Source organism: Dysgonomonas sp. PF1-14 (assembly GCF_029892965.1).
GTDB lineage: Bacteria > Bacteroidota > Bacteroidia > Bacteroidales > Dysgonomonadaceae > Dysgonomonas.
Genome location: NZ_JARXWN010000005.1, coordinates 85,983 through 108,426, shown reverse-complemented (window position 1 = coordinate 108,426; position 22,444 = coordinate 85,983). Strand labels below are relative to the sequence as shown.

Sequence of the window (22,444 nt, the reverse complement as noted above, 5' to 3'; positions counted from 1 at the left end):
AGCTATACTTCGATTAAACAGCCCTGTTTGTCGATTCTGGTTGTTTGTTAATATTTCCGGTCTTAATTTCGAATCAAAAATCAGAAGAAATGAAATCATTAGTAGCAGCCATATTAATATTTGCCGGTGTTTGCACCAATCTTTCAGCTCAACCTCCTATGGGCATGGGAGGAGGAGGAAGACCTCCCGGAGGTAAAGGTGGTGGTCGTCCACCTATGATGCATGGTATGGGACAAGATATGAACGAACCAATGATAATGGGTTTACCCGAAATACCGGATCTCACATTAGAGCAACGCGAGAAACTTAGCAAAGCCGTTACGGATGAACGTAAAGATATTTCAAAATTGCTAAAAGAAAAGCAAGATATGAAACGGGAGTCCGAGAATCCGGGACTGGCGGGTAAAGACCTACAAAAACTGTTAGAAAAAATGGATAAAACAGACGAGAAAATAAAGAAGAAAGAAGAGAAATACGACAAGAAGTATCGCTCCATTCTATCTGATGATCAATACAATATATTTTCCGTCAATAAAAAAGACATACGGTTCAGGAGTGAGAGGAAACCCGATGGTAAAAGACCGGAAAGAGGTGACCGCAAAACGCCTCCTGCCCGACCGGACAGCAATAATATGCAAAGACCGGAAATATCGGAAGAAGATATGTTTTAAATAAGATAAAGATTTCACATGAACACATTTTTCATCAAAAGATTGTTTGGTCTAGTTTTCTCAGTGGCCGGATTAATTATACCGGCTACTGCTTTTTCCCAGAATGCGTGGACGCTCAAAGATTGCATCGACTATGCCCGCAGGGAAAATATTCAAGTGAAAAGATCGAACATATCAGCCGAAAGTTACAATATAGATATATCGCAGTCGAAGGCGGAGCTATTCCCCAGCCTGAGCGGAAGTGTTTCGGCACGATATACAAATTCCCAGTCGCCTAGCGAAAAGGGAGATTACAGATATGAAGGTTTGTTCAATGGGCAATATACCCTGAATGCCAACTGGACTATATACAATGGTGGCAAGAACAGGAATAATATAAAGCAGGCTCAACTGCAAAAAGAGGCACAGGATCTGTATACAGAGTATAATCAGAATGAGATAGAAATAGCCATTACACAGGCCTACCTGCAAATACTATACAGCAGGGAATCTATCAAGAATAATGAGAATATAGTAGCCTCATCTGCCGAACAACTGAAACAGACACAGGACTTTCTGGATGCAGGCAGTATTACCCGCAGCGAATACGCGCAGGTAGAAGCCCAATATAGTTCGGATAAATATAATCTGGTACAAGCGCAGAATTCATACGACAATTACATGTTGCAGCTGAAACAATTACTCGAACTGGATTATAATGCGGATATAGATATAGTGTTTCCTGTTATTACAGACGAACAGGTACTCGTTTTCATTCCGTCCAAATACGAAGTTTACAGGAGAGCATTAGCCATAATGCCCGAAATACAAAGCAGTAAACTGAATATGCAAATAGCCAACCTGACCAAGTCGTCAGCCAAAGCAGGGTATTTACCTACCGTATCTCTTACTGGTAGCATCGGAACAGGCAACATATTCAACAGTTCACCTTCATTTGCCACACAGATAGGACGTAACTTCAATCAGAGTGTAGGTGTTACAGTCAGTATACCCATATTCGATAATAAACAGAACCGGTCGAATGTAAAGAAAGCCGAATTGCAGGTACAAACTGCCGAACTAGACTATCTGGATACACAAAAGACATTGCAACGCACAGTAGAAAGTCTTTATCAGGACGCTGTAGCCGGACAAAGCAAATATAATGCGGCTAAAGACAAGCTGAACTCGGCAAAACTGAGTTATGAACTTGTGCAAGAGCAATATTCGCTCGGTATGCGCAATACAGTGGAGCTAACCACCGAAAAAAACAATTACGCAAATGCTTTACAAGATATGCTACAAGCCAAATATACGGCATTGGTCAGCGTAAAGTTGCTAAACTTTTATCAAGGACAGGAAATCACTCTATAATATACACAAAAATGAACAAGAAATTAAAAAAATACTTGATTGTAGCAGCGGTAATAATCGTAATACTCGCTCTGGTATTTCTATTATTACCTTCGTCTAAAAAATCAACAATCTCACTGAGTACTGCTAAGGTAGAAATAGGTAATATAACTACGGCCGTAACAGCGACCGGAACGGTAGAGCCTATTACGCTTGTAGAAGTGGGTACACAGGTATCAGGGGTTATCTCCAAGATATATGTGGATTATAATTCGGAAGTAAAAGCCGGTCAGGTACTTGCCGAACTCGACAAGCGGCTACTGTCATCTGAACTGGAGAATGCAAATGCAACCCTGCAATCGAGACAGGTAGAACTGGATTTGCAAGAGAAGAACTACAACAGACAAAAAGGTCTGTGGGAAAAACAGGCAATCAGCAAAGTGGATTGGGAAAATGCCGAAACGACATATAAAACGGCCCAACTGGCGGTGACATCGTCAAAAGCAGCCGTACTGAAAGCACAGACTAATCTGGGATATGCTACCATTACTTCTACCATAGACGGTGTAGTAGTATCGCGTGCTGTGGAAGAAGGACAGACAGTAGCAGCTTCGTTCAGCACCCCTACCCTGTTTACAATAGCTAACGACCTGACTAAGATGCGGGTGATAGCCAATGTGGACGAAGCCGACATAGGCGGAGTAAAGGAAGGACAACGTGTAACATTCACAGTAGACGCATTTCCCGAAGATGAATTTAACGGAAAAGTTGTACAGGTACGGCTGGAAGCAACGACAACGTCCAATGTAGTTACTTACGAGGTTGTTATAGATGCGCCTAATCCGGATCTGAAACTTAAACCGGGACTTACTGCTAATGTAAACATTTACACATTGGAAGAGAACGATGTACTGGTAATCCCAACCAAAGCTATGCGTTTCAATCCTGATCCTGAGATACTGAAACAAATAGAAGGGTTGCAAATAGAACAATCTCAACAAGCTCCAGATCCGAACAATAAATTGAAAAGAACAATTTGGATAAAATCGGGTAATACCCTGTCTCCGAAGAGTGTAACTCTGGGAGCTAACGATGGGGTACATATTGCTGTAACTGCCGGCCTCAACGGAGGTGAAGAGGTCGTTACCGGAATAGTGCAACAGTCTAATGGCAACGAACCTCCGGCTGAAAGTTCGAACGGAGAGTCGAGCCCATTCATGCCGCAACGTCCGGGTGGAAATAACAAAAAGAAATAAGTAAACATTACAAGCACTTTGTTTTACCGGGAAACGCCGATCTGCAACAATATTATATAGATCGATTTCCTTATTCCTTACTCAACCGCAATGTTGCACATGAGGTGTTTCCCGGTTTAATCTAGTTACAATAAAATATGTCGAAAGAAATAATAAAGGTAGAAAATCTGAAACGCGACTATGTTGTGGGTGATGAAGTAGTCCATGCACTGCGTGGAGTCGATTTCAGCATTCACGAAGGCGAGTTTGTTACCATTATGGGGACGAGCGGATCGGGTAAATCTACCCTACTGAATATATTAGGCTGCCTAGACACTCCTACCGAAGGCGATTACTACCTCGACGGGACTTCGATACGCAAAATGGGAAAGAACGACAGGGCTACAATACGTAACCGGAAGATTGGGTTTATCTTCCAATCATACAATCTGTTGGCAAAAACTACAGCCGTAGAGAACGTAGAGCTGCCATTGATGTATAATCCCGATGTTTCGTCTAAGGAGCGTCATCAGAGAGCTATTAAGGCTCTCGAAGATGTAGGGCTGGGCGATCGTCTCAACCATAAATCGAATCAGATGTCGGGGGGGCAGATGCAGCGTGTAGCTATTGCCCGTGCTCTGGTGAACGAACCTGTAATCATATTGGCAGATGAAGCTACCGGAAATCTGGACACACGCACTTCGTTCGAAATATTGTCGTTGATGCAGAGCCTGCACAAAGAAGGGCGTACAATTATATTCGTAACTCACAATCCCGAAATAGCTGCATTCAGTAGCCGCAATATAGTGATTCGTGACGGACGAATAAAAGAAGATAAAGTAAATGACAATATCCAATCGGCAAAAGAGCATTTGGCCAAACTGCCGAAAGAGGATAATTAATAATACGATAATATGCCAATGTGCCAATAAATAGAAGACTTATAATTGGCATATCGGCACATTAAATAATTGGCATATTGAAATATGAATATCGTAAACCTATTCAAAATAGCACTCAAAGCCCTGAACGGAAATAAGTTCAGGGGATTTCTCACCATGCTCGGTATCATTATAGGGGTGGCGGCAGTTATATGTATGCTGGCTATCGGGCAAGGATCGAAAAAGAGCATACAGGATCAGATCTCCACAATGGGCTCCAATATGATAAATATTCGTCCCGGTACAGGACAATTCGGCGGAGTGCGCCAAAGTTCGTCCAGTATGCAAACACTGAAGCTGGAAGATTACGAAGCTATTATAGATCAGGCAGAATATATAACTATGGCATCGCCCGAAGTACAGTCTTCGGGACAGGTTATTTTCGGGGCGAACAACTCTCCTACTACCATCTACGGTGTGAATCCCTCTTATCTGGATATCCGCAAACACACAATAACACAAGGCGAAATGTTTACCGAGGCGGAAGTAAAGACCTCTGCTAAAGTGTGCGTAATAGGACAAACCGTAGTCGAAAATTTGTTTACAAACGGTGAAGACCCTGTAGGACAAACAATCCGTTTCAATAAGATACCATTTAAAGTAATCGGCGTACTGACCTCTAAGGGTGACAACACGATGGGTATGGATCAGGACGATCTGGTCATTGCCCCCTACACCACCGTACAAAAACGTATTCTTGCCATCACCTACATACAATCCATTTCGGCTTCGGCAGTTACCGAAGATGCCACAGAAGATGCTATTGTCAGCATTGAAAACATTTTACGGCAACAGCACAAGATAGGTGCGAACGATGACGATGACTTCAATGTGCGCTCACAAAAAGAGCTGATCTCCATGATGAGTTCCACTACCGACATGATGACAGTATTGCTAGCCTGTATCGCGGGGATATCGCTATTGGTAGGAGGTATCGGTATTATGAACATTATGTATGTGTCTGTAACCGAACGCACAAGGGAGATTGGACTGCGTATGTCTATCGGGGCAAAAGGAATAGACATTCTGATGCAATTCCTAATAGAAGCGATACTGTTAAGTGTTACCGGAGGTATCATTGGAGTAATACTGGGTGTAGGCAGTTCGTACGTGGTAAAAAACCTTCTGATGTGGCCTATCGATATTCAGGTTTACACGATTGCCCTGTCGTTTATTGTATGTACGGCCACCGGTATATTTTTTGGTTGGTATCCGGCAAAGAAAGCGTCCGGTCTTGATCCGATAGAAGCTCTCAGATACGAATAAAGTATTATTTATATTCTGATATTTTATCTATAAGATAGGCCGATAGCGATCGGAAATATAACTTAATATTATTACTGTAAAAGTGTGACCTTTGTCAGGTTTTAGTTAAAACGTGTACTGTAGGGGCGAATTGCATTCGCCCGAAGATTATACAAATTTATATAAACGGGCGAATGCAATTCGCCCCTACAGGATATAAAAAAATTAAAAACTCGTCAGTTCTGTCAGCTTTTAGTTAAAATATAAATACACTGATATATAATTGTTACTTGAAAAAATATTACTTTTGACTTGGCTTTACTTCGTCGGTTGTTGATTGACTGCATGTCGTCTCAGTGAGGATGTTGTCTTTAAACTTTGAGTTATGAAAAACTTTATAAAAGTATTCTCACATATATTCGTCTGGACTATTCTATTGATAGTACCGATGCTTTTCATGATAAAAGAAGGCAGCTTCGAAAGTAAGCCTTACCTCACCTATGTAGTACGTATAGCTGCTTTTGCATTTCTATTCTATATCAACTACTTGTATCTCATAGATAAATTTCTGTTCAGTAAAAAATTTGTTTTATACATACTCATCAATGTTGTATTGATGCTACTGATGGTAGTCATGCAGAGCTATGTTACCGACCTGCTAAAACCACCTTTGGAAGAGATATTCGACCGGATGCCGCCCATGGAAAGAGCGCGACACAGAGGTCCCGGAGGTCCGCCTATGGTTATGCGGTTAATTATAGAATATGTATCCATGCTTTTTGTTATAGGGCTGAGTGTGACAATAAAAACCACAATCAGATGGTATCGCGATTCCATTACTTTCGAAAAAGCAAAAAGCATACAGCTCGAAGCTGATCTGCGTAACTTGCGAAGCCAATTGAACCCTCATTTTCTGTTCAACACACTGAACAATATTTATTCGCTGATAGCTGTTGACCAGACTGGGGCGCAGGATGCCGTTCACAGGCTCAGCAATCTGTTGCGATATGTGATGTATGACAATAACGAGAAGTTTGTGCCGATGGATAAGGAACTGGAATTTACCCGCAACTATATCGACCTGATGAAGCTGCGTCTGAGTGCAAATGTAAAGCTGGATGTATTGATAGAAAGTAAAGGTAGTACCGACTTGGTGGCATCGCTTATGTTTATGACACTTATCGAAAACGCCTTTAAACATGGCATTAATAATGGTGAAGACAGTTTTATCGATATCAGCATACTGGTAGACCCCGGAAAAGGTGTGCTTTGTACTGTAGAGAACAGCCTGTTCGAAAAGGAAAATAATATGGAAGAACGTATAGGCATAGGCATAAGCAACCTGCAAAAAAGACTCGACCTGCTATATCCCGACAAATATGAATTCGTTGCAGAAAAACGGACAAACAGCTTCTTTACACTACTGAGGATTGATTTCTCCAAACAAAATATATTGCCATGAAATTGAAATGTATTATTGTAGACGATGAGCCTTTGGCTATAGATTTATTAAAAACGTATGTACTGAAAACATCATTTCTCGAGTTGGCAGGAACATTCAATAATGCTTTATCGGCAATAGACACGCTCAACAGCGAAAACATAGATGTATTGTTTCTCGATATCAATATGCCCCAGATCAACGGACTGGAGTTCTCAAAAACGCTGTCGCCATCTGTACGTGTTATATTCACCACAGCATACGACCAGTATGCAGTAGAAGGTTTTCGCCTCAATGCACTTGACTATTTGCTTAAACCAATAAACTATACAGAGTTTCTGCAAGCAGCCAATAAAGCATTAGAATGGTTCAAACTTACTTCGAGAGAAGCCGTAACAACCGAAGAATCAATCTCATCTTCCAGTATTTTTATAAAATCGGGTTATCGTATGGAGAAAATAGAATTCGAGAATATTCTTTACATCGAGAACCAAAAAGACTATGTGAAATTTCATCTGGAGACTGAAAAAGAACCCGTAAGCTCGTTGATGAGTATGCAGTCGCTCGAAGACAAGCTGCCTCCTACCCTGTTTATGCGTGTTCACCGCTCATTTATTGTTAATCTGGATAAGATTAAAACGATAGAACGAAACTGCATCATTTTCGGAAAAGAATACATTCCGGTATCAGAATCTTATAAAGCTAAATTTACCGAATTTCTGAACAAACACTTTTTATAAGCAATAAATACTTATTAATCAAATAATTATGCGGATCGTTTGTAGCTTCATTAACATATTAGCAAGCTTTGTGGCTAAATGTTAATTAACATTTTACAGATACAACCAATCTAAAGGATAGTTATATTTGTAGTTGGAGAATTAAATCCTAAATAAATTAAATCGTTATGCTAATGAAAAAACTACTACCCTTGCTATCACTCGCAGCAATAATGCTGGTATCGTGCGGAGAGGCGGGAAAAACCGTCCGGAAACCATACAATGAAGGTATAAACATTACCCCTATGCCTTTGGAAATAACCCAGAGGGAGGACACCTTCAAACTTTCTAAGAGTGTTGTATTTGTGGCTAACGATGATGCTGTAAGTAAAGTAGCCTCATATTTTGCCGCTAAGATAAAAAATTCTACCGGCTACAATCTGAATGTAGATAAAAGTAAACCTGCTGTAGATTACATCAATCTTGCAATCTCCCCTGACATAGCAGTAAACGACGAAGGTTATCTGCTTGATATTACAGATAAAGGAGTAGATATTCAGGCAAAAACACCTCAGGGAATATTCTACGGAATGCAAACTCTGATGCAGCTACTACCTGCCGAAATAGAAAGTTCGACTATCGTTAGAAACATCGTATGGAAAGTACCTGCTGTTACCATAAAAGACGAACCTCGTTTCAAATATCGCGGAATGCACCTCGATGTGTGTCGCCATTTTGCAAGTGTAGACTTTATCAAAAAGCAGCTCGATGTACTATCCATGTTCAAAATCAACAAATTCCACTGGCACTTGACCGACGATCAGGGATGGCGTATTGAAATAAAGAAATATCCTAAGCTTACCGAAATGGGTGCTATGCGTACCGAAGGCGAAGGCAATACATACGGCCCATATTTTTACACACAGGAGCAGATAAAAGATGTAGTAGCCTATGCCAAAGAGCGTTTTATAGAAGTTATACCTGAAATTGAATTACCGGGACATGCCGTTGGTGCATTACACGCCTACCCTGAACTGTCGTGTACAGGGAAACCGATAGAGGTAAGAAATGTCTGGGGTGTTGCTACAGACGTATTTTGTGCAGGAAACGACAGTGTTTTCCAGTTCCTCGAAGATGTATTGGCTGAAGCCATTCCATTGTTTGATAGTGAATATTTCCATATAGGTGGAGACGAGTGCCCTAAGCTGCGTTGGAAAGAGTGTCCTAAATGTCAGGCACGAATCAAAGAACTAGGACTAAAGGCAGATAAAGACCATAGTGCAGAAGAAAGGCTCCAAAGCTATGTAGTTCAGCGCATCGAAAAGTTCCTGATAAAAAACAATAAGAAAATGATCGGTTGGGACGAGATTCTCGAAGGAGGCTTGGCTCCATCGGCCACAGTGTTAAGCTGGCGAGGCGAAGAAGGCGGTATAGCCTCTGCAAATATGGGACATGATGTGATAATGGCTCCACAAAAGTGGATGTATATGGACAGATTCCAAGGCGATTATACATTGCAGCCTGTTACTATCGGCGGTATGACTACTTTAGAAAAAATATATGACTATGAGCCTGTTCCTGTAAAGATAGCAGAAGATAAGAAACATCATATACTTGGCGCACAGGTGAATATCTGGAATGAGTACAAATATACAGAAGCAGGAATGGAACACGATATATATCCTCGTGTTATCGCTCTGGCCGAACTGGGATGGACGCCTAAGGAAAAGAAGGACTATAAAGACTTCGAGCGCCGTATCGACAATCAGCGTGTACGCTTGGATATGTATGATATCAACTATTATATCCCTATGCCGGAAGATAAGGGCTTTGCTCTTGGTGTAAATAGCTGGGGTAATTCTGTAACAGCTCCGCGTTCTTGTAATTTTGTAGCTTTCACCGATCAGGCTACAATGGAATTCAAGACAACAGAGCCTGCCCGAATGGTTTATACAACAGACGGTAGCGAACCTACCCTGACTTCTACGCCTTATGATAAACCATTGACATTCACAGAAAATACAACGCTAAAAATACGCAGTGTGCTATTGTCAGATAAGATGAGCCCTGTACGTACAATCACATTGGAGAAACAAACATTTGCTCCTGCCACAGACAAGCCGGCAGATGCTAAACCGGGACTTAAAACCGAATACTACAAAGGCTATGCAAGAACTGTAGCCGAACTGGAAGGCAAAACGGCCGAAAGTACCGAACAGGTTGGCGCTCCGCAAGATAGTAAATACAGGGTGATGAATTATATGGAGTTGTATCCTGACAGTTTTTATTCTACAGTGCTTACAGGATACCTGAATATTCCGGAAGATGGTGTTTACTATTTCAGCACCGATTATGAATTCTGGCTCGACAATACACTATTCATCTCCAACGAGAAAGACAACAATGGTACTGCACGCCGTTTCTCACGCAGTGATAAATCTATAGCATTAGCCAAAGGATACCACGCTGTGAAAATAGTAAGAATGGGTGCTATCTTCGGAGGATGGCCTACACAGTGGGAAAATATAACCTTATCGATGCGTAAATCCGATCAGCCATCATTTGCGGTATTGGATGCCTCCTCCTTCAGGTAAACAATCAGAATATATATCTTAATAGAGAATCCTGTTAATATTAATTTATTGGCAGGATTTCTTTTTATATAAGTGTTTGGGAAACAATGGGAAATACAAGAAAATATTATCAATAAAAAAAAGAAGAAAAGTATTTTGAAAAATAGGATAATTTATATTCTTTTATTACTATATTTGAATCATTTTGAAAGCTGAATTATTTGATTTCACAAATAAGTAGAGCTTGATTATTTAGATTAACCAAGAATATACCTAAAAAACTTACATTATGATTATTGGAATCCCAAAAGAGATTATGCCTGGCGAAGCACGCGTGGCAGCAAGTCCGGAAACAGTAAAAAAGTTTGTTACTGACGGGGCTACAGTTTTAATCGAACAAAAAGCAGGAATAGGATCATTCTATTTTGATGAAGACTACACTGCTGCTGGTGCACAAATTATAACTTCTGCCGAAGAGCTTTTTCAAAAAGCCGATTTGATCCTTAAAGTAAAAGAACCTTTGTTCAATACTACGCACAACAAGCATGAAGTAGATCTGATGCACGCGGGGCAATATCTGATCACTTTTATACATCCGGCGTCTCCGGTTAATCACGAAATGGTACAAATGCTGGCTGCAAAAGGAATTATTGCTATGACTCTCGATGGAGTTCCACGTATATCACGCGCCCAGAATATGGATGCACTCACTTCTATGAGTACATGTGCCGGATATAAAGGAATTCTTCTGGCTGCTAATGCTATGTCTAAGTTTATACCGCCTATGTTCACAGCTGTAGGTTCTATTCCTCCGGCTAAAGTATTGGTCATTGGTGTAGGTGTGGGCGGTTTACAAGCTCTGGCAACGGCAAAACGTCTGGGTGCAATCACGTATGCTACAGATATTCGTCCTGCTGCCTTAGAGCAGGCTATGAGCTTGGGTGCAAAACTGATAGACACAGGAGTGCCGGCTGAGTTGGCAATAGCTGAAGGAGGATATGCCAAAAGCCTGTCGGAAGAATGGATCATCAAAGAGCGGGAGAAACTGAGCGAAATAATAAAAGATATGGACATTGTGTTCTGTAGCGCTCTGGTTCCGGGAAAGATAGCTCCTATACTGTTAACTGAAGACATGGTGAAAACAATGCCGAACGGATCGGTTGTAGTAGATATATCTATCGATCAGGGGGGAAACTGTTCTATAACACCTCCGGGAAGCACCGAAGTGAAACATGGGGTTACACTGATAGGTATCAAAAACATTCCGGGAATGCTGCCTACCAGCTCTACATGGATGTTTGCCAATAATGTATATAATCTGGTTAAATACCTGACTAAAGACGGAAAGATAGAACTCGATATGTCTGACGAAATTGTCAAGTCAATTCTGGTATCTATAGACGGTAATGTAGTTCATGCCGGAGCACTGGAAGCAATGGGTAAGAATTAACATATAAATCATTAATACATAGCAATATGAATCCGATTTATTTAATATTGATCTTCCTTGTATCCTCATTCGTGGGCTATCTCATTATCAAGAATGTACCCAGTCTGTTGCATACTCCGTTAATGTCGGGGATGAATGCTTTGGCAGGTATATGCCTTCTGGGAGCTATCGTTACGGTAGGATATTCATATCAGGCAGGAGGTACAGGGCTGCTCGCCGGACAAATATTCGGTGGTATAGGTGTTCTTTTGGCTACAGTGAATGTAGTAGCCGGTTTTGGGGTTACCCACCGTATGCTCAGAATGTTTAATCCGAAGAAAAAAAGTACTGAAAAATGATGACGGAAACAATCTTTTATATCGTTTGTGGAGTCCTCTCCCTTTTGGCATTGCTGGGAATATCTATGATGAGTAAGGTTACTACGGCTGTTCGGGGTAATCTTCTCCTGTCCTTCTGTATGTTTGTGGGAATTATAGTGACACTGCTGTATTACCGCATCTTTGAAGTCACTACTATCTATGCCTTTATATTAATAGGAAGTATTATCGGAGCTATTCTTGCCCGTAAAGTGCAGATGATAGAAATGCCGCAGACAGTGGCAATGCTCAACGGATTGGGCGGATTGGCAGGAGGTATAGTCGGTGCACTTACTCTGATCAATATTGGAGTAAAACCATCCGAGTTTCCACTTTTTGTGAATGTAACTGCCACACTCGCTGTTGTAGTAGGTATGGTGACTTTCGTAGGCAGTATGGTTGCAGCCGGCAAACTACACAGAGTGCTGCCACAAAAGCCTGTGATCTGGAAAAATCATCAGTTGATTACGATTGTTACTATCACCGGATCGGTTGCGGCTATCGCTTTTGCATTCTTTATCGGGTCGTCTCAAAGTATTATTGCTAACCCTTATTTTATACTCACTATTGCTGTAGTATTCGGTTCTCTTTTCGGATTGGCTTTTGCCATTCGTGTCGGAGGAGCCGATATGCCTATTACAATATCATTGCTTACATCACTGGCAGGAGTAGCTGCTGCTATTGCCGGTATGGCGATAGGCGATCTGCTGGTAGTAGCTATCGGAGGTATCGTAGGTTCTTCGGGATTGCTTCTGACACAGATAATGTGCAGGGCGATGAATCGCAAACTCATGGTTATACTGATGGGTAATACGGCTGCACCGGTTGCTGTTAAGGCTGACAAACCTGTAGAAAAAGTAATAGAGACAGTCGTAACAGAAGAAAATTCATTAGCAAGTATCCTTAAATCAGCCAAGCGTGCGATTATCGTTCCCGGTTACGGAATGGCATTGGCACAGGCGCAACATCAGGTACGACAACTGGCAGACAGTTTCGAAGCACAGGGAACAGAAGTAAAATACGCCATTCATCCTGTTGCAGGACGTATGCCCGGACACATGAATGTATTGCTGGCCGAAGCAGATGTGCCTTACGATCAGTTGTACGAGATGGATAACATCAATGACGAGTTTAAAGATACGGATGTGGTGGTAGTCATCGGTGCGAACGATGTACTCAACCCTGCTGCGCGTGATGCTGAGGGTACACCGATATATGGTATGCCTGTACTGAACGTGGATCAGGCAAAACATATCATTATCTGTAACTTCGACCTGAAACCGGGTTATGCCGGCGTACCGAATCCGCTCTACGAAATGAAGGATAAGGTAACTATGATGCTGGGCGATGCTAAAGAATCGGTTGCAAAGGTTATACAGCAGGTTAACAATACTGAAAAGATTGTAGAAAAAGAAGATACAAATACAAACAGTATTCTTAAATCAGCCAAGCGTGCGATTATCGTTCCCGGCTACGGAATGGCATTGGCACAGGCACAGCATCAGGTACGACAACTGGCAGACAGTTTCGAAGCACAGGGAACAGAGGTAAAATATGCCATTCATCCTGTTGCAGGACGTATGCCTGGACACATGAATGTATTGCTGGCCGAAGCAGATGTGCCTTACGATCAGTTGTACGAAATGGATAACATCAATGACGAGTTTAAAGATACGGATGTGGTGGTAGTCATCGGTGCGAACGATGTACTCAACCCTGCTGCGCGTGATGCCGAAGGCACACCGATATATGGTATGCCTGTACTGAACGTGGATCAGGCAAAACATATCATTATCTGTAACTTCGACCTGAAACCGGGTTATGCCGGCGTACCGAATCCGCTCTACGAAATGAAGGATAAGGTAACTATGATGCTGGGTGATGCTAAAGAATCGGTTGCAAAGGTTATACAGCAGGTTAACAATACTGAAAAGATTGTAGAAAAAGAAGATACAAATACAAACAGTATTCTTAAATCAGCCAAGCGTGCGATTATCGTTCCCGGCTACGGAATGGCATTGGCACAGGCGCAACATCAGGTACGACAACTGGCAGACAGTTTCGAAGCACAGGGAACAGAGGTAAAATACGCCATTCATCCTGTTGCAGGACGTATGCCCGGACACATGAATGTATTGTTAGCCGAAGCAGATGTGCCTTACGATCAGTTGTACGAGATGGATAACATCAATGACGAGTTTAAAGATACGGATGTGGTGGTAGTCATCGGTGCGAACGATGTGCTCAATCCTGCTGCGCGTGATGCCGAAGGTACGCCGATATACGGTATGCCTGTACTGAACGTGGATCAGGCAAAACATATCATTATCTGTAACTTCGACCTGAAACCGGGTTATGCCGGCGTACCGAATCCGCTCTACGAAATGAAGGATAAGGTGACTATGATGCTGGGCGATGCTAAAGTATCTTTAACCGAGTTACATAATAGTTTCAACTAATAACAAGTTAATTATATAAATGGCAGAAGATTTTTCTTCTGCCATTTGTTGTTATATTATTATATATTGGTCTGATTTATTTTATATATTGAACCAACATAATTAGTTTTTTTATATGTTTGCATAACAAAACTTCACAAATAATATATAAAGAAGAAAAGATATGAGATTGGACGGAAGACGAACTAGTGACAATGTAGATGACCGCCGCGGCAAAGGTCGGGGTAAAGCAACCTTAGGTATCGGTGGTACCATCATTGCCGGACTGATAATATGGCTTATGGGTGGTAATCCTTTAAGTTTCTTTACACAGCAAGCGGTTGAAGGAATGACCTCTACAAATACAGAATACAAACCGACTGCCGAAGAAGAGGCGATGGCACTGTTTTCTAAAAGGGTATTTGCCGGAACAGAGGATGTGTGGACTGCAATTTTCCAACAGAACGGGATGAAATATAAAGCACCTCAATTGGTATTATTCACAAGTGCTACGACTTCGGGTTGCGGGAGTGCATCTTCATCGACAGGGCCTTTCTATTGTCCGGCAGACCAGTCTGTATATATAGATCTTTCATTTTTCAATCAGATGAAAGACCAGTTGGATGCAGGCGGTGATTTTGCCTATGCCTATGTTATTGCGCACGAGGTAGGGCATCATGTGCAATACTTGCTGGGAACATTGGATAAAGTGCATCAACAGCAACAGCGTATGAGCCAGAAAGAAAGTAATCAACTGAATGTAAGACTGGAATTACAAGCCGATTTCTATGCCGGCATCTGGGCATATTATGATAATAAAAACTACAACTCGATAGAAGAAGGCGATATAGACGAAGGTCTGAATGCAGCTTCACAAATCGGAGACGACCGCCTGCAAATGAAATCGCAGGGATATACAGTACCCGATGCCTTCAATCATGGGACATCGGCACAGCGTTCGCGCTGGCTGAAAAAAGGGCTGCAAACAGGGAAAATATCAGATGGCGATACTTTTTCTGTTCCTTATTCGCAGCTTTAACCCCTATATAATTCAGAATGCTTTCAGGCTCAGATCTATGTTAGGAGCCGAATATATAATAGCGCCGGAGGAGATATAGTCTACTCCGGTTTTTGCTATATTATGAGCAGTCTCTTTCGTTATTCCCCCCGAAGCTTCTATTTTGGCAGCTCCGTTTATAAGATGTACGGCTTCCGACATTTCTGCCAGAGACATATTGTCGAGCATAATAATATCTACCGCCTTAGTAGCTAAGGCCTCTTTTACTTCTTCCAGATTACGGGTTTCCACTTCTATTTTCAGGTCTTTACCTTTCTCTTTCAGATATTTTACTGTGGCTTCTACCGCAGGAGTTATACCTCCGGCATAGTCGTTATGATTGTCTTTCAGCATCACCATATCGAACAATCCGAAACGGTGATTTTGCCCGCCACCGATTTGCACCGCCCATTTCTCACACATACGGAATGTCGGCGTTGTTTTACGAGTATCAAGTATGCGGGTATTGGTATCGGCAAGCAGGTCTACCATACGGCGGGTATATGTGGCAATACCACTCATGCGTTGCATACAGTTCAGCACAAGACGTTCCATTGTAAGGATTGACTGAGCCGATCCGGTAACTACGAAAGCTACGTCACCTACTTTTACTGTATCTCCGTCATTCTTGAACACTTCTATTTCCAGTGACTTGTCGTAGAAATGAAATATATACTGAGCAAGTTCTACGCCTGCTAAAACACAGTCGTGCTTTATAAGTAAGCGTGCTCGTTGTTTCAGCCCTGCCGGAACACTGGCTAGTGTAGAGTGATCTCCGTCACCTATGTCTTCTCTGATAGCTTCACTTACGAAGTGTTGCAAAGCTTCGTCTGTCACGTATGATGGTCTGTTGTTTTTCATTTCAGGTCTTTATTATAAAATGTTCCTTTATTCTCGTTTTGTTCTATACTTTGTGTTATAATGAGGTATGCAACACTGGCGAGGTTACGTAGTTCCGACAATTGCGGAGACAGGATAGAGAAATTGTAAATCTCCTTTACAGACTTATATATCTCTTCTTCCTTTTGTTTAGCCAGATTCAGACGTCTATTGCTGCGTACGATGCCCACAAGGTCACTCATCAGGCTCTGAAGCTCTTTGCGCAGGTAGTTAAGCAATACCATTTCGTCATTTACCTTCATTCCTTCCTGATTCCATTCGGGTATTGCGTGCAGTTGTTCATAGTTGAAGTTATCCTCTGTCAGCCGCTCTACCGTTTTTAGTGCTGCCCTGTGAGCAAACACAAGAGCTTCTAACAGAGAATTCGATGCCAACCTGTTAGCTCCATGCAGTCCGGTGTTAGAACATTCGCCTACGGCAAACATATTTTTGATGGTACTTTGCCCGAACAGGTCTACGTCTATACCTCCACACAGGTAATGACTGGCAGGTACTACAGGAATCAGATCTTTGAACATATCCAGTCCGGCATCCTTACATTGCTTGTAGATATTCGGGAAATGCTCCATGAATTTGCGCTGATCGAGATGGCGGCAATCGAGACAGACATAGTCGTCGCCCCGCTGTTTCATTTCACTGTCGATGGCACGAGCAACAATATCGCGCGAGGCAAGTTCTTCCCGATCGTCATATTTATGCATAAACGGCTCGCCCGAAGCAGTACGCAATTTTGCACCGAACCCTCTTACAGCTTCAGATATCAACGGCAACTGCCCCGACATGGTACTGTAAAATGCTGTGGGATGAAACTGTATAAATTGCATATTGCTGATCTTAGCCTTTGCGCGGTGTGCCAGCCCGATACCGTCTCCGGTAGCGATAATCGGATTAGTCGTATTTTTATATACATGCCCGCAACCACCTGTTGCCATCAGTGTGATCTTTGCAGACATTTTTTTTATTTTCTGGTTCTTCATATCCAGTACATAAGCCCCATAACAGTTCAGATTATATTTATCGAACTCTGCATCGGGTACCTGATGTTCGGTCAGAAGGTCTATGACATAATGATGATTCAACAGCTCCACATTCTCGAGCCGTTGTATCGCTGTCAACAAGGCTCGTTCTATTTCGGCTCCGGTAATGTCCTTGTAGTGTACCACACGATTCTCGGTATGTCCGCCTTCGCGCCCAAGATCGTAGTGCTGCGTTTCGTCCTTGTCGAAGTTAGCTCCCCACTCTACCATTTCGCGTATGCGTTCGGGGCCTTCAGTTACTACGACTTCCACAGCTTCGCGCTTACACATACCATCTCCGGCACGTAAAGTATCTTCGATGTGCTTCTCAAAACTATCTTTTGTAAAGTCGGTTACTACAGCTACACCGCCCTGTGCATATTTTGTGTTCGATTCTTCATCATCCGATTTTGTGATAATGCTTATCCGCGTATCGGGACGTTGTTGTGCTATTTTCAGCGCGTACGACAGTCCGGAAATACCCGAACCTATTACAAGAACATCTGTGTATATCATTTATTTAGTTATGAGTTATGTCTCTTTTTTTATCCTTTTGCTTTTTTGCTTGCGCAGAAACAACGTTCGAGGAGCGAATGCGACTCAATTCCAGTCTGTGTGCTGCGTAGCAAACTCATTTTATAATAATTACATTAAACAATCCTTTCTCCCCCCAGATAATTAATAAAAAACAAGCTATCCCCTGCCTGCGCGAGTGATAACTTATTACTTGCAATTTATTTTATCGCTTTCGACATTTCCAGCATTCGGTTGATAGGCTTCAGCGCTTTCAGGCGTATTTCTTCATCCATCAGTATCTCCGGCTGTTCATATTTCATGCACAAGTATAGTTTTTCCATTGTGTTGAGTTTCATAAAGTGGCACTCGCTGCAATTACAAGTGTCATCTATTGTCAGCGCCGGAATCAGTGTCTTACCCGGTGCACGTTTTCGCATTTCGTGCAATATGCCCTCTTCTGTGGCAACGATAAATTCCTGACTTTCGTCATTTACAACATAGTTAAGCAGATTGGAAGTAGATCCTACATGATGTGCCACCTGCAAAACAGGCTTTTGAGCCTCAGGGTGCGCTATCAGTTTCGCATTAGGATGATCGAGCATCTGCTGTGCTATGCGTTCCAGCGAAAAAGCTTCGTGTACGATACAGGCACCGTCCCACAGTATCATATTGCGTCCTGTCACCTGATTGATGTATCGTCCCAAGTTGCGGTCAGGGGCAAATATAATTTCCTGTTCTTTGGGTAACGAATTTATTATAAGTTCGGCATTAGACGAGGTAACGATAATATCGCTCTCTGCCTTTACCGACGAATCGCAATTTATATAGCTGACAACAATAGCTTCGGGGTGCTTCTTTTTCAGTTCACGCAAACCCTCTCCCGAACACGAATCGGCAAGCGAACAACCTGCGAGCAAATCGGGAAGTACGACTTTCTTTGTCGGATTCAGTATTTTAGCCGTTTCGGCCATGAAGTGAACTCCGCAGAAAACGATCATATCGGCATCAGTATTTTCGGCTGCACGAGCAAGCTGCAAACTATCACCCAAGAAATCGGCGATATCCTGAATATCTCCAGTCTGATAATAATGCGCAAGGATGATAGCATTTTTTTCTTTACGCATCCGGTTTATTTCTTCTACCAGATTTACACCTTTGGGGATTTCCATATTCAGATAACCTTTATCAGGCAGTGCTGCCATTGCTTTTTCGAGTATTGTCATACACATTTATTCTTTTATTGTAATGGTTAAATCGATGACAAAAATACTTATAAAAAGTGATTTAAACCATATCAGTATAGATAAATTGACGCCTTACAGCATTCCTTTCAAAAGCAAACAGGATTCGGGAGTATTCTCCGAATCCTGCTGTAACAGATATTTTATATAAGTATTATGATAATGCAGCAATGGCCGATCCTATCAGATTTGCATTATCCATTTTGCCTACATATACATGTACGTCATCGTGCTCCAGTTCCGATAACAAATTCTGAAGTTCGGACATAACCATATCCTTGTAGTTCTTACCTTTGCGGTGTTCACTCCAGAACAAGCTTCCTTCGGCTACCAGTTTTATGCGTTTGATGGAAGGATCGTGCGACACCAATACCGATACCAGACCTGCAATAGATGCAGCCACAAGCTTTGCCGAGCGCTCATATATTTGTCCGGCAACCCTTACATATCTTTTCTTATGTATATCCGGGTAATTTAATATATTGGTAAGCTTCTGCGCATCGAATCTTTCTTCAAATTCATCGCAAGGGAAGACCGATTTTAGGATTTCCCCCAGATACATTCCCGAAACGGCTTTTTCGAAACGTTGTGCACCTTTAGTATCCGAGCAGGCATCTACCTTATCGTCTATAGTTGTCAGATGCGGAGGGAAGAAATTACCCGACTCCAGATTTACAGGGATTAGCCCTGTACCTTTATAGTCCTTATTCAGTTTTTTTATCTTATCGGTCTTGATAAATGTAGCCATATTAGTACCTGTACCTACAATCAGTCCTATATAAGCGTCATAGTTGCTTTCGGTAAGACCGGCAAACAGACTGGCAACAGTATCGTTGATTACCTTCACTCCGGTAAATTTCACCTCATTTTGTTTGTTGAGATAGTCTACAAGGGGCTGTCCGACAGGCTTTCCTATCATCTCCTTGATATCTACTCCTTTTGTCCAACGTATCAGTTTTGCATCTCCATCGAGCATAGAATCTGCCGGATATGAGAAACAATAACCGATAGGCATCGGCTTTTCGCGCTTCATTTCACCAATCGGATCGGCTTGTTCCTTAAACAGGTCGTCACGACTAAAGCCGGGACTTCTCATCACCGACAAATCTTTTTTCCAACCGTTCTCGGGATGTATGGAGGCTTTTCCATCTTCAAAATCCACTACAGCCACGCGGTAGTTTGTTCCTCCAAGATCGAGTACGGTAGCATGTCCGTTGATTCCGGAAGTCTTAGGACTAATGTAAGTAGGAATACACTGAATCTCGGTATTATCTTTTTCTAGGCCATTTTCTACTTTAGCGTGAAGTGATTGGGCAATTTCCTTCAGTTGCCTTGTTTTTAATTTAAATAAGTTTTTTTTCATTTGGTATTCTGTTAAATTAAGCTGCTTTTAGATACACAAAGATATATAATAGCTACCGAATAACAGACAGATGTAAAAAGTAATATGCCAGATAATAACTATTTTTAATTTATATACTAATAATTCGGCTGCTACGAGCCCGATAGTTCATTTGCGCTTCAGCAACGAAACAGTGTACACAATTATGTACAATAGGTAAACAGTTATATGAAATATTTTCGCTCAAATTTAGATAGTTATGCCAATCAGTATTTGAGATTGTATTGAATAATCGTTTGTTTATTTTCTACTGCGCGCAATCACAGATTGCTTGCATTCCTTTTGGCCTAAGCCCCAAAAGGAATCAAAAAGTCTTTAGCGCCCCGCTTCATAGGACGACCCGTTATAGGGCTCAAAGGCTAAACAAAAAAACTCGCTCATGGCTTTTGCATAATACGAACCAACAACTAAGCTCAAACACGTTTTTGTTTTACGCCTTTCTCACCCTACGGTAAAGCTAACGGCACGGGCTAAAGCACGATCTGGAGACAATAAATAAAGAATTTTACTTGTAACTTGTAACTGCCCAAAGGGCGAAGTAACTAGTAACTAATAAACAATCATATAATTTCAACTCCTGAATTCGCATTAGTTACTAAACTTCACAGAATCGTTAGCACGGAAAAAGTCGGGGTTAAGCATGGCTATAAAACACCTAACTTTAGTTAACTCCTGTTTATTATTGCAAATAAAAACTAAATAAAGAGAGATGAATTAAACCTTTTTGCTTATTTAATATCACATTCTCGGGAAATCTATACCATAAGCCCGAAAATAGAAAAGATTTTGTATGAGTAAAAAGACTAGAATTGCCTTAATTGCAGTCATTGTACTGTTTTTGGCCGGAATGGCTCTTTATCCTAAAATAAAGGCTTGGGTTGTATCCGGTGACGGAGAACCTGTACCCACTACCGAAGGAAACAAGGGAGGGAAAACCGGACGTTCGGCACTGAATGTGAACGCCCAGATATTGAAGTATGAAAATCTGACTGATGTGATCAGGACAAAAGGGCTGCTTATTCCCGATGAAGAAGTAGACCTCTCGTTCGAAACATCCGGAAAAATAACGGAAATTCACTTCAAAGAAGGATCGACAGTGCGCAAAGGGCAACTATTGGCTAAGGTAAATGACAAACCCTTACAGGCCGAATTGCAAAAACTACAAGCTCAGGTTCCGCTTGCTCAGGACAGGGTTTTCCGTCAGAAGTCGCTATTGGCAAAAGATGCCGTAAGTCAGGAAGCCTACGAATCGGTAAATACCGAGTTGGAAAAACTAAGGGCGGATATCGACCTCGTAAAGTCGCGTATCGCACAGACCGAGCTTCGGGCACCGTTCGATGGTGTTATCGGGCTGCGTCAGGTCAGTGAAGGTACTTACGCCTCGCCTACCACTATTATATCGCATCTGACAAAAATATCGCCTTTAAAGATTGAGTTTTCGGTAAACGAAGCCCATGTGAATAATGTAAAAGCCGGCACTGTGCTTACATTTTCTCTGGATAACGACATGAGCTCTTATCAGGCAACAGTGTACGCCGTAGAATCGAATCTGGATAAACAAACACTGACTCTGAAAGCCCGCGCATTGTATTCCAACCCGGGAGGAAGGCTTAAACCGGGACTTTCTACAAACATAGAGATACGATTGCAGGAGATAAAAAATACGCTGGTTATACCTAGCCTTTCCACGATTGCCGAAATGGGACGCGATATAGCATATGTATATAAGGACGGGAAGGCGCATCAGGTACAACTCAAAAAAGGAATGCGTACTGCATCGTCCATTCAGGTGCTGAGCGGACTGAATGCAGGAGATACGCTGCTGGTAACGGGTGTAATGCAGTTGCGTGACGGGCTGCCTGTAGTAATAGACAGTTTTGAGTAACAGCCCTCTCCTAGCCTCCCTCTTGG

Annotated in this window: 17 protein-coding genes; 13 read left to right on the top strand and 4 right to left on the bottom strand. The window is 42.0% G+C overall.

Features of this window, described 5'->3' with window-relative positions; all coding sequences use genetic code 11:
- Window positions 1-89: 89 nt before the first annotated feature.
- The 12 genes from M2448_RS08115 (at window position 90) to M2448_RS08060 (ending at window position 15,440) form a co-directional block, all read left to right on the top strand.
- Window positions 90-671, top strand: coding sequence for a hypothetical protein (locus M2448_RS08115; protein ID WP_280645708.1), 582 nt, complete (start codon window positions 90-92; stop codon window positions 669-671).
- Between the two features lie 18 nt (window positions 672-689).
- Complete coding sequence (locus tag M2448_RS08110; RefSeq protein WP_280645709.1) at window positions 690-2,024, top strand: TolC family protein; 1,335 nt, start codon at window positions 690-692, stop codon at window positions 2,022-2,024.
- Between the two features lie 11 nt (window positions 2,025-2,035).
- Entirely contained in the window at window positions 2,036-3,259 is a 1,224-nt protein-coding gene (locus M2448_RS08105; protein ID WP_280645710.1) for an efflux RND transporter periplasmic adaptor subunit, read from the top strand.
- 137 nt (window positions 3,260-3,396) lie between these two features.
- Window positions 3,397-4,140, top strand: coding sequence for an ABC transporter ATP-binding protein (locus tag M2448_RS08100; protein WP_280645711.1), 744 nt, complete (start codon window positions 3,397-3,399; stop codon window positions 4,138-4,140).
- A gap of 84 nt (window positions 4,141-4,224) precedes the next feature.
- Window positions 4,225-5,445, top strand: a complete 1,221-nt coding sequence (locus M2448_RS08095; protein ID WP_280645712.1) for an ABC transporter permease — start codon at window positions 4,225-4,227, stop codon at window positions 5,443-5,445.
- A gap of 364 nt (window positions 5,446-5,809) precedes the next feature.
- Entirely contained in the window at window positions 5,810-6,886 is a 1,077-nt protein-coding gene (locus M2448_RS08090; RefSeq protein ID WP_280645713.1) for a histidine kinase, read from the top strand.
- Entirely contained in the window at window positions 6,883-7,605 is a 723-nt protein-coding gene (locus tag M2448_RS08085; RefSeq protein ID WP_280645714.1) for a LytTR family DNA-binding domain-containing protein, read from the top strand. Before M2448_RS08090 ends, M2448_RS08085 begins: the two co-directional genes overlap by 4 nt.
- Before the next feature lie 173 nt (window positions 7,606-7,778).
- Window positions 7,779-10,178, top strand: a complete 2,400-nt coding sequence (locus tag M2448_RS08080) for a family 20 glycosylhydrolase (RefSeq protein WP_280645715.1) — start codon at window positions 7,779-7,781, stop codon at window positions 10,176-10,178.
- A gap of 268 nt (window positions 10,179-10,446) precedes the next feature.
- Window positions 10,447-11,607: an NAD(P) transhydrogenase subunit alpha gene (locus M2448_RS08075; protein ID WP_280645716.1), complete on the top strand. Its 1,161-nt coding sequence runs from the start codon at window positions 10,447-10,449 to the stop codon at window positions 11,605-11,607.
- Between the two features lie 26 nt (window positions 11,608-11,633).
- Window positions 11,634-11,945 (top strand): NAD(P) transhydrogenase subunit alpha, encoded by a 312-nt coding sequence (locus M2448_RS08070; RefSeq protein WP_280645717.1) that lies wholly within the window; start codon window positions 11,634-11,636, stop codon window positions 11,943-11,945.
- Window positions 11,945-14,422: an NAD(P)(+) transhydrogenase (Re/Si-specific) subunit beta gene (locus tag M2448_RS08065; RefSeq protein WP_280645785.1), complete on the top strand. Its 2,478-nt coding sequence runs from the start codon at window positions 11,945-11,947 to the stop codon at window positions 14,420-14,422. Before M2448_RS08070 ends, M2448_RS08065 begins: the two co-directional genes overlap by 1 nt.
- Window positions 14,423-14,585: 163 nt before the next feature.
- Window positions 14,586-15,440 carry a neutral zinc metallopeptidase gene (locus tag M2448_RS08060; protein WP_280645718.1) on the top strand — a complete coding sequence of 285 codons (855 nt, stop codon included), beginning with the start codon at window positions 14,586-14,588 and terminating at the stop codon, window positions 15,438-15,440.
- 12 nt (window positions 15,441-15,452) lie between these two features.
- Here M2448_RS08060 and nadC read toward each other — a convergent pair whose 3' ends face one another.
- The 4 genes from nadC to M2448_RS08040 all read right to left on the bottom strand — a co-directional run bounded on the left by nadC (window position 15,453) and on the right by M2448_RS08040 (window position 20,494).
- The gene (gene nadC, locus M2448_RS08055; protein WP_280645719.1) at window positions 15,453-16,319 is read right to left on the bottom strand and encodes a carboxylating nicotinate-nucleotide diphosphorylase; all 867 of its coding nucleotides are present in this window, start codon (window positions 16,317-16,319) and stop codon (window positions 15,453-15,455) included.
- Entirely contained in the window at window positions 16,316-17,890 is a 1,575-nt protein-coding gene (gene nadB, locus M2448_RS08050) for an L-aspartate oxidase (RefSeq protein WP_280645720.1), read from the bottom strand. The genes nadC and nadB overlap by 4 nt, the downstream gene beginning before the upstream one ends.
- Before the next feature lie 218 nt (window positions 17,891-18,108).
- On the bottom strand, window positions 18,109-19,113 hold the full coding sequence (gene nadA / locus M2448_RS08045; RefSeq protein WP_280645721.1) for a quinolinate synthase NadA: 1,005 nt from the start codon (window positions 19,111-19,113) through the stop codon (window positions 18,109-18,111).
- Between the two features lie 172 nt (window positions 19,114-19,285).
- A complete protein-coding gene (locus M2448_RS08040; protein WP_280645722.1) occupies window positions 19,286-20,494 on the bottom strand; it encodes a hexokinase in 1,209 nt (402 codons plus the stop codon).
- 829 nt (window positions 20,495-21,323) lie between these two features.
- On the opposite strand from M2448_RS08040, the gene M2448_RS08035 reads away from it, so the two are divergent.
- Window positions 21,324-22,418 (top strand): efflux RND transporter periplasmic adaptor subunit, encoded by a 1,095-nt coding sequence (locus tag M2448_RS08035; protein WP_280645723.1) that lies wholly within the window; start codon window positions 21,324-21,326, stop codon window positions 22,416-22,418.
- Window positions 22,419-22,444: the final 26 nt, after the last annotated feature.

What these genes read in the sequence shown, in the direction of transcription:
- M2448_RS08085 (WP_280645714.1), top strand. Translation starts at nt 6,883, where the DNA reads ATGAAATTGAAATGTATTATTGTAGACGATGAGCCTTTGGCTATAGAT.
- nadA (WP_280645721.1), bottom strand. Translation starts at nt 19,113, where the DNA reads ATGACAATACTCGAAAAAGCAATGGCAGCACTGCCTGATAAAGGTTAT.
- M2448_RS08095 (WP_280645712.1), top strand. Translation starts at nt 4,225, where the DNA reads ATGAATATCGTAAACCTATTCAAAATAGCACTCAAAGCCCTGAACGGA.
- nadC (WP_280645719.1), bottom strand. Translation starts at nt 16,319, where the DNA reads ATGAAAAACAACAGACCATCATACGTGACAGACGAAGCTTTGCAACAC.
- M2448_RS08080 (WP_280645715.1), top strand. Translation starts at nt 7,779, where the DNA reads ATGAAAAAACTACTACCCTTGCTATCACTCGCAGCAATAATGCTGGTA.
- M2448_RS08090 (WP_280645713.1), top strand. Translation starts at nt 5,810, where the DNA reads ATGAAAAACTTTATAAAAGTATTCTCACATATATTCGTCTGGACTATT.
- M2448_RS08065 (WP_280645785.1), top strand. Translation starts at nt 11,945, where the DNA reads ATGACGGAAACAATCTTTTATATCGTTTGTGGAGTCCTCTCCCTTTTG.
- M2448_RS08060 (WP_280645718.1), top strand. Translation starts at nt 14,586, where the DNA reads ATGAGATTGGACGGAAGACGAACTAGTGACAATGTAGATGACCGCCGC.
- M2448_RS08070 (WP_280645717.1), top strand. Translation starts at nt 11,634, where the DNA reads ATGAATCCGATTTATTTAATATTGATCTTCCTTGTATCCTCATTCGTG.
- M2448_RS08110 (WP_280645709.1), top strand. Translation starts at nt 690, where the DNA reads ATGAACACATTTTTCATCAAAAGATTGTTTGGTCTAGTTTTCTCAGTG.
- M2448_RS08040 (WP_280645722.1), bottom strand. Translation starts at nt 20,494, where the DNA reads ATGAAAAAAAACTTATTTAAATTAAAAACAAGGCAACTGAAGGAAATT.
- M2448_RS08035 (WP_280645723.1), top strand. Translation starts at nt 21,324, where the DNA reads ATGAGTAAAAAGACTAGAATTGCCTTAATTGCAGTCATTGTACTGTTT.
- M2448_RS08100 (WP_280645711.1), top strand. Translation starts at nt 3,397, where the DNA reads ATGTCGAAAGAAATAATAAAGGTAGAAAATCTGAAACGCGACTATGTT.
- M2448_RS08115 (WP_280645708.1), top strand. Translation starts at nt 90, where the DNA reads ATGAAATCATTAGTAGCAGCCATATTAATATTTGCCGGTGTTTGCACC.
- M2448_RS08075 (WP_280645716.1), top strand. Translation starts at nt 10,447, where the DNA reads ATGATTATTGGAATCCCAAAAGAGATTATGCCTGGCGAAGCACGCGTG.
- M2448_RS08105 (WP_280645710.1), top strand. Translation starts at nt 2,036, where the DNA reads ATGAACAAGAAATTAAAAAAATACTTGATTGTAGCAGCGGTAATAATC.
- nadB (WP_280645720.1), bottom strand. Translation starts at nt 17,890, where the DNA reads ATGATATACACAGATGTTCTTGTAATAGGTTCGGGTATTTCCGGACTG.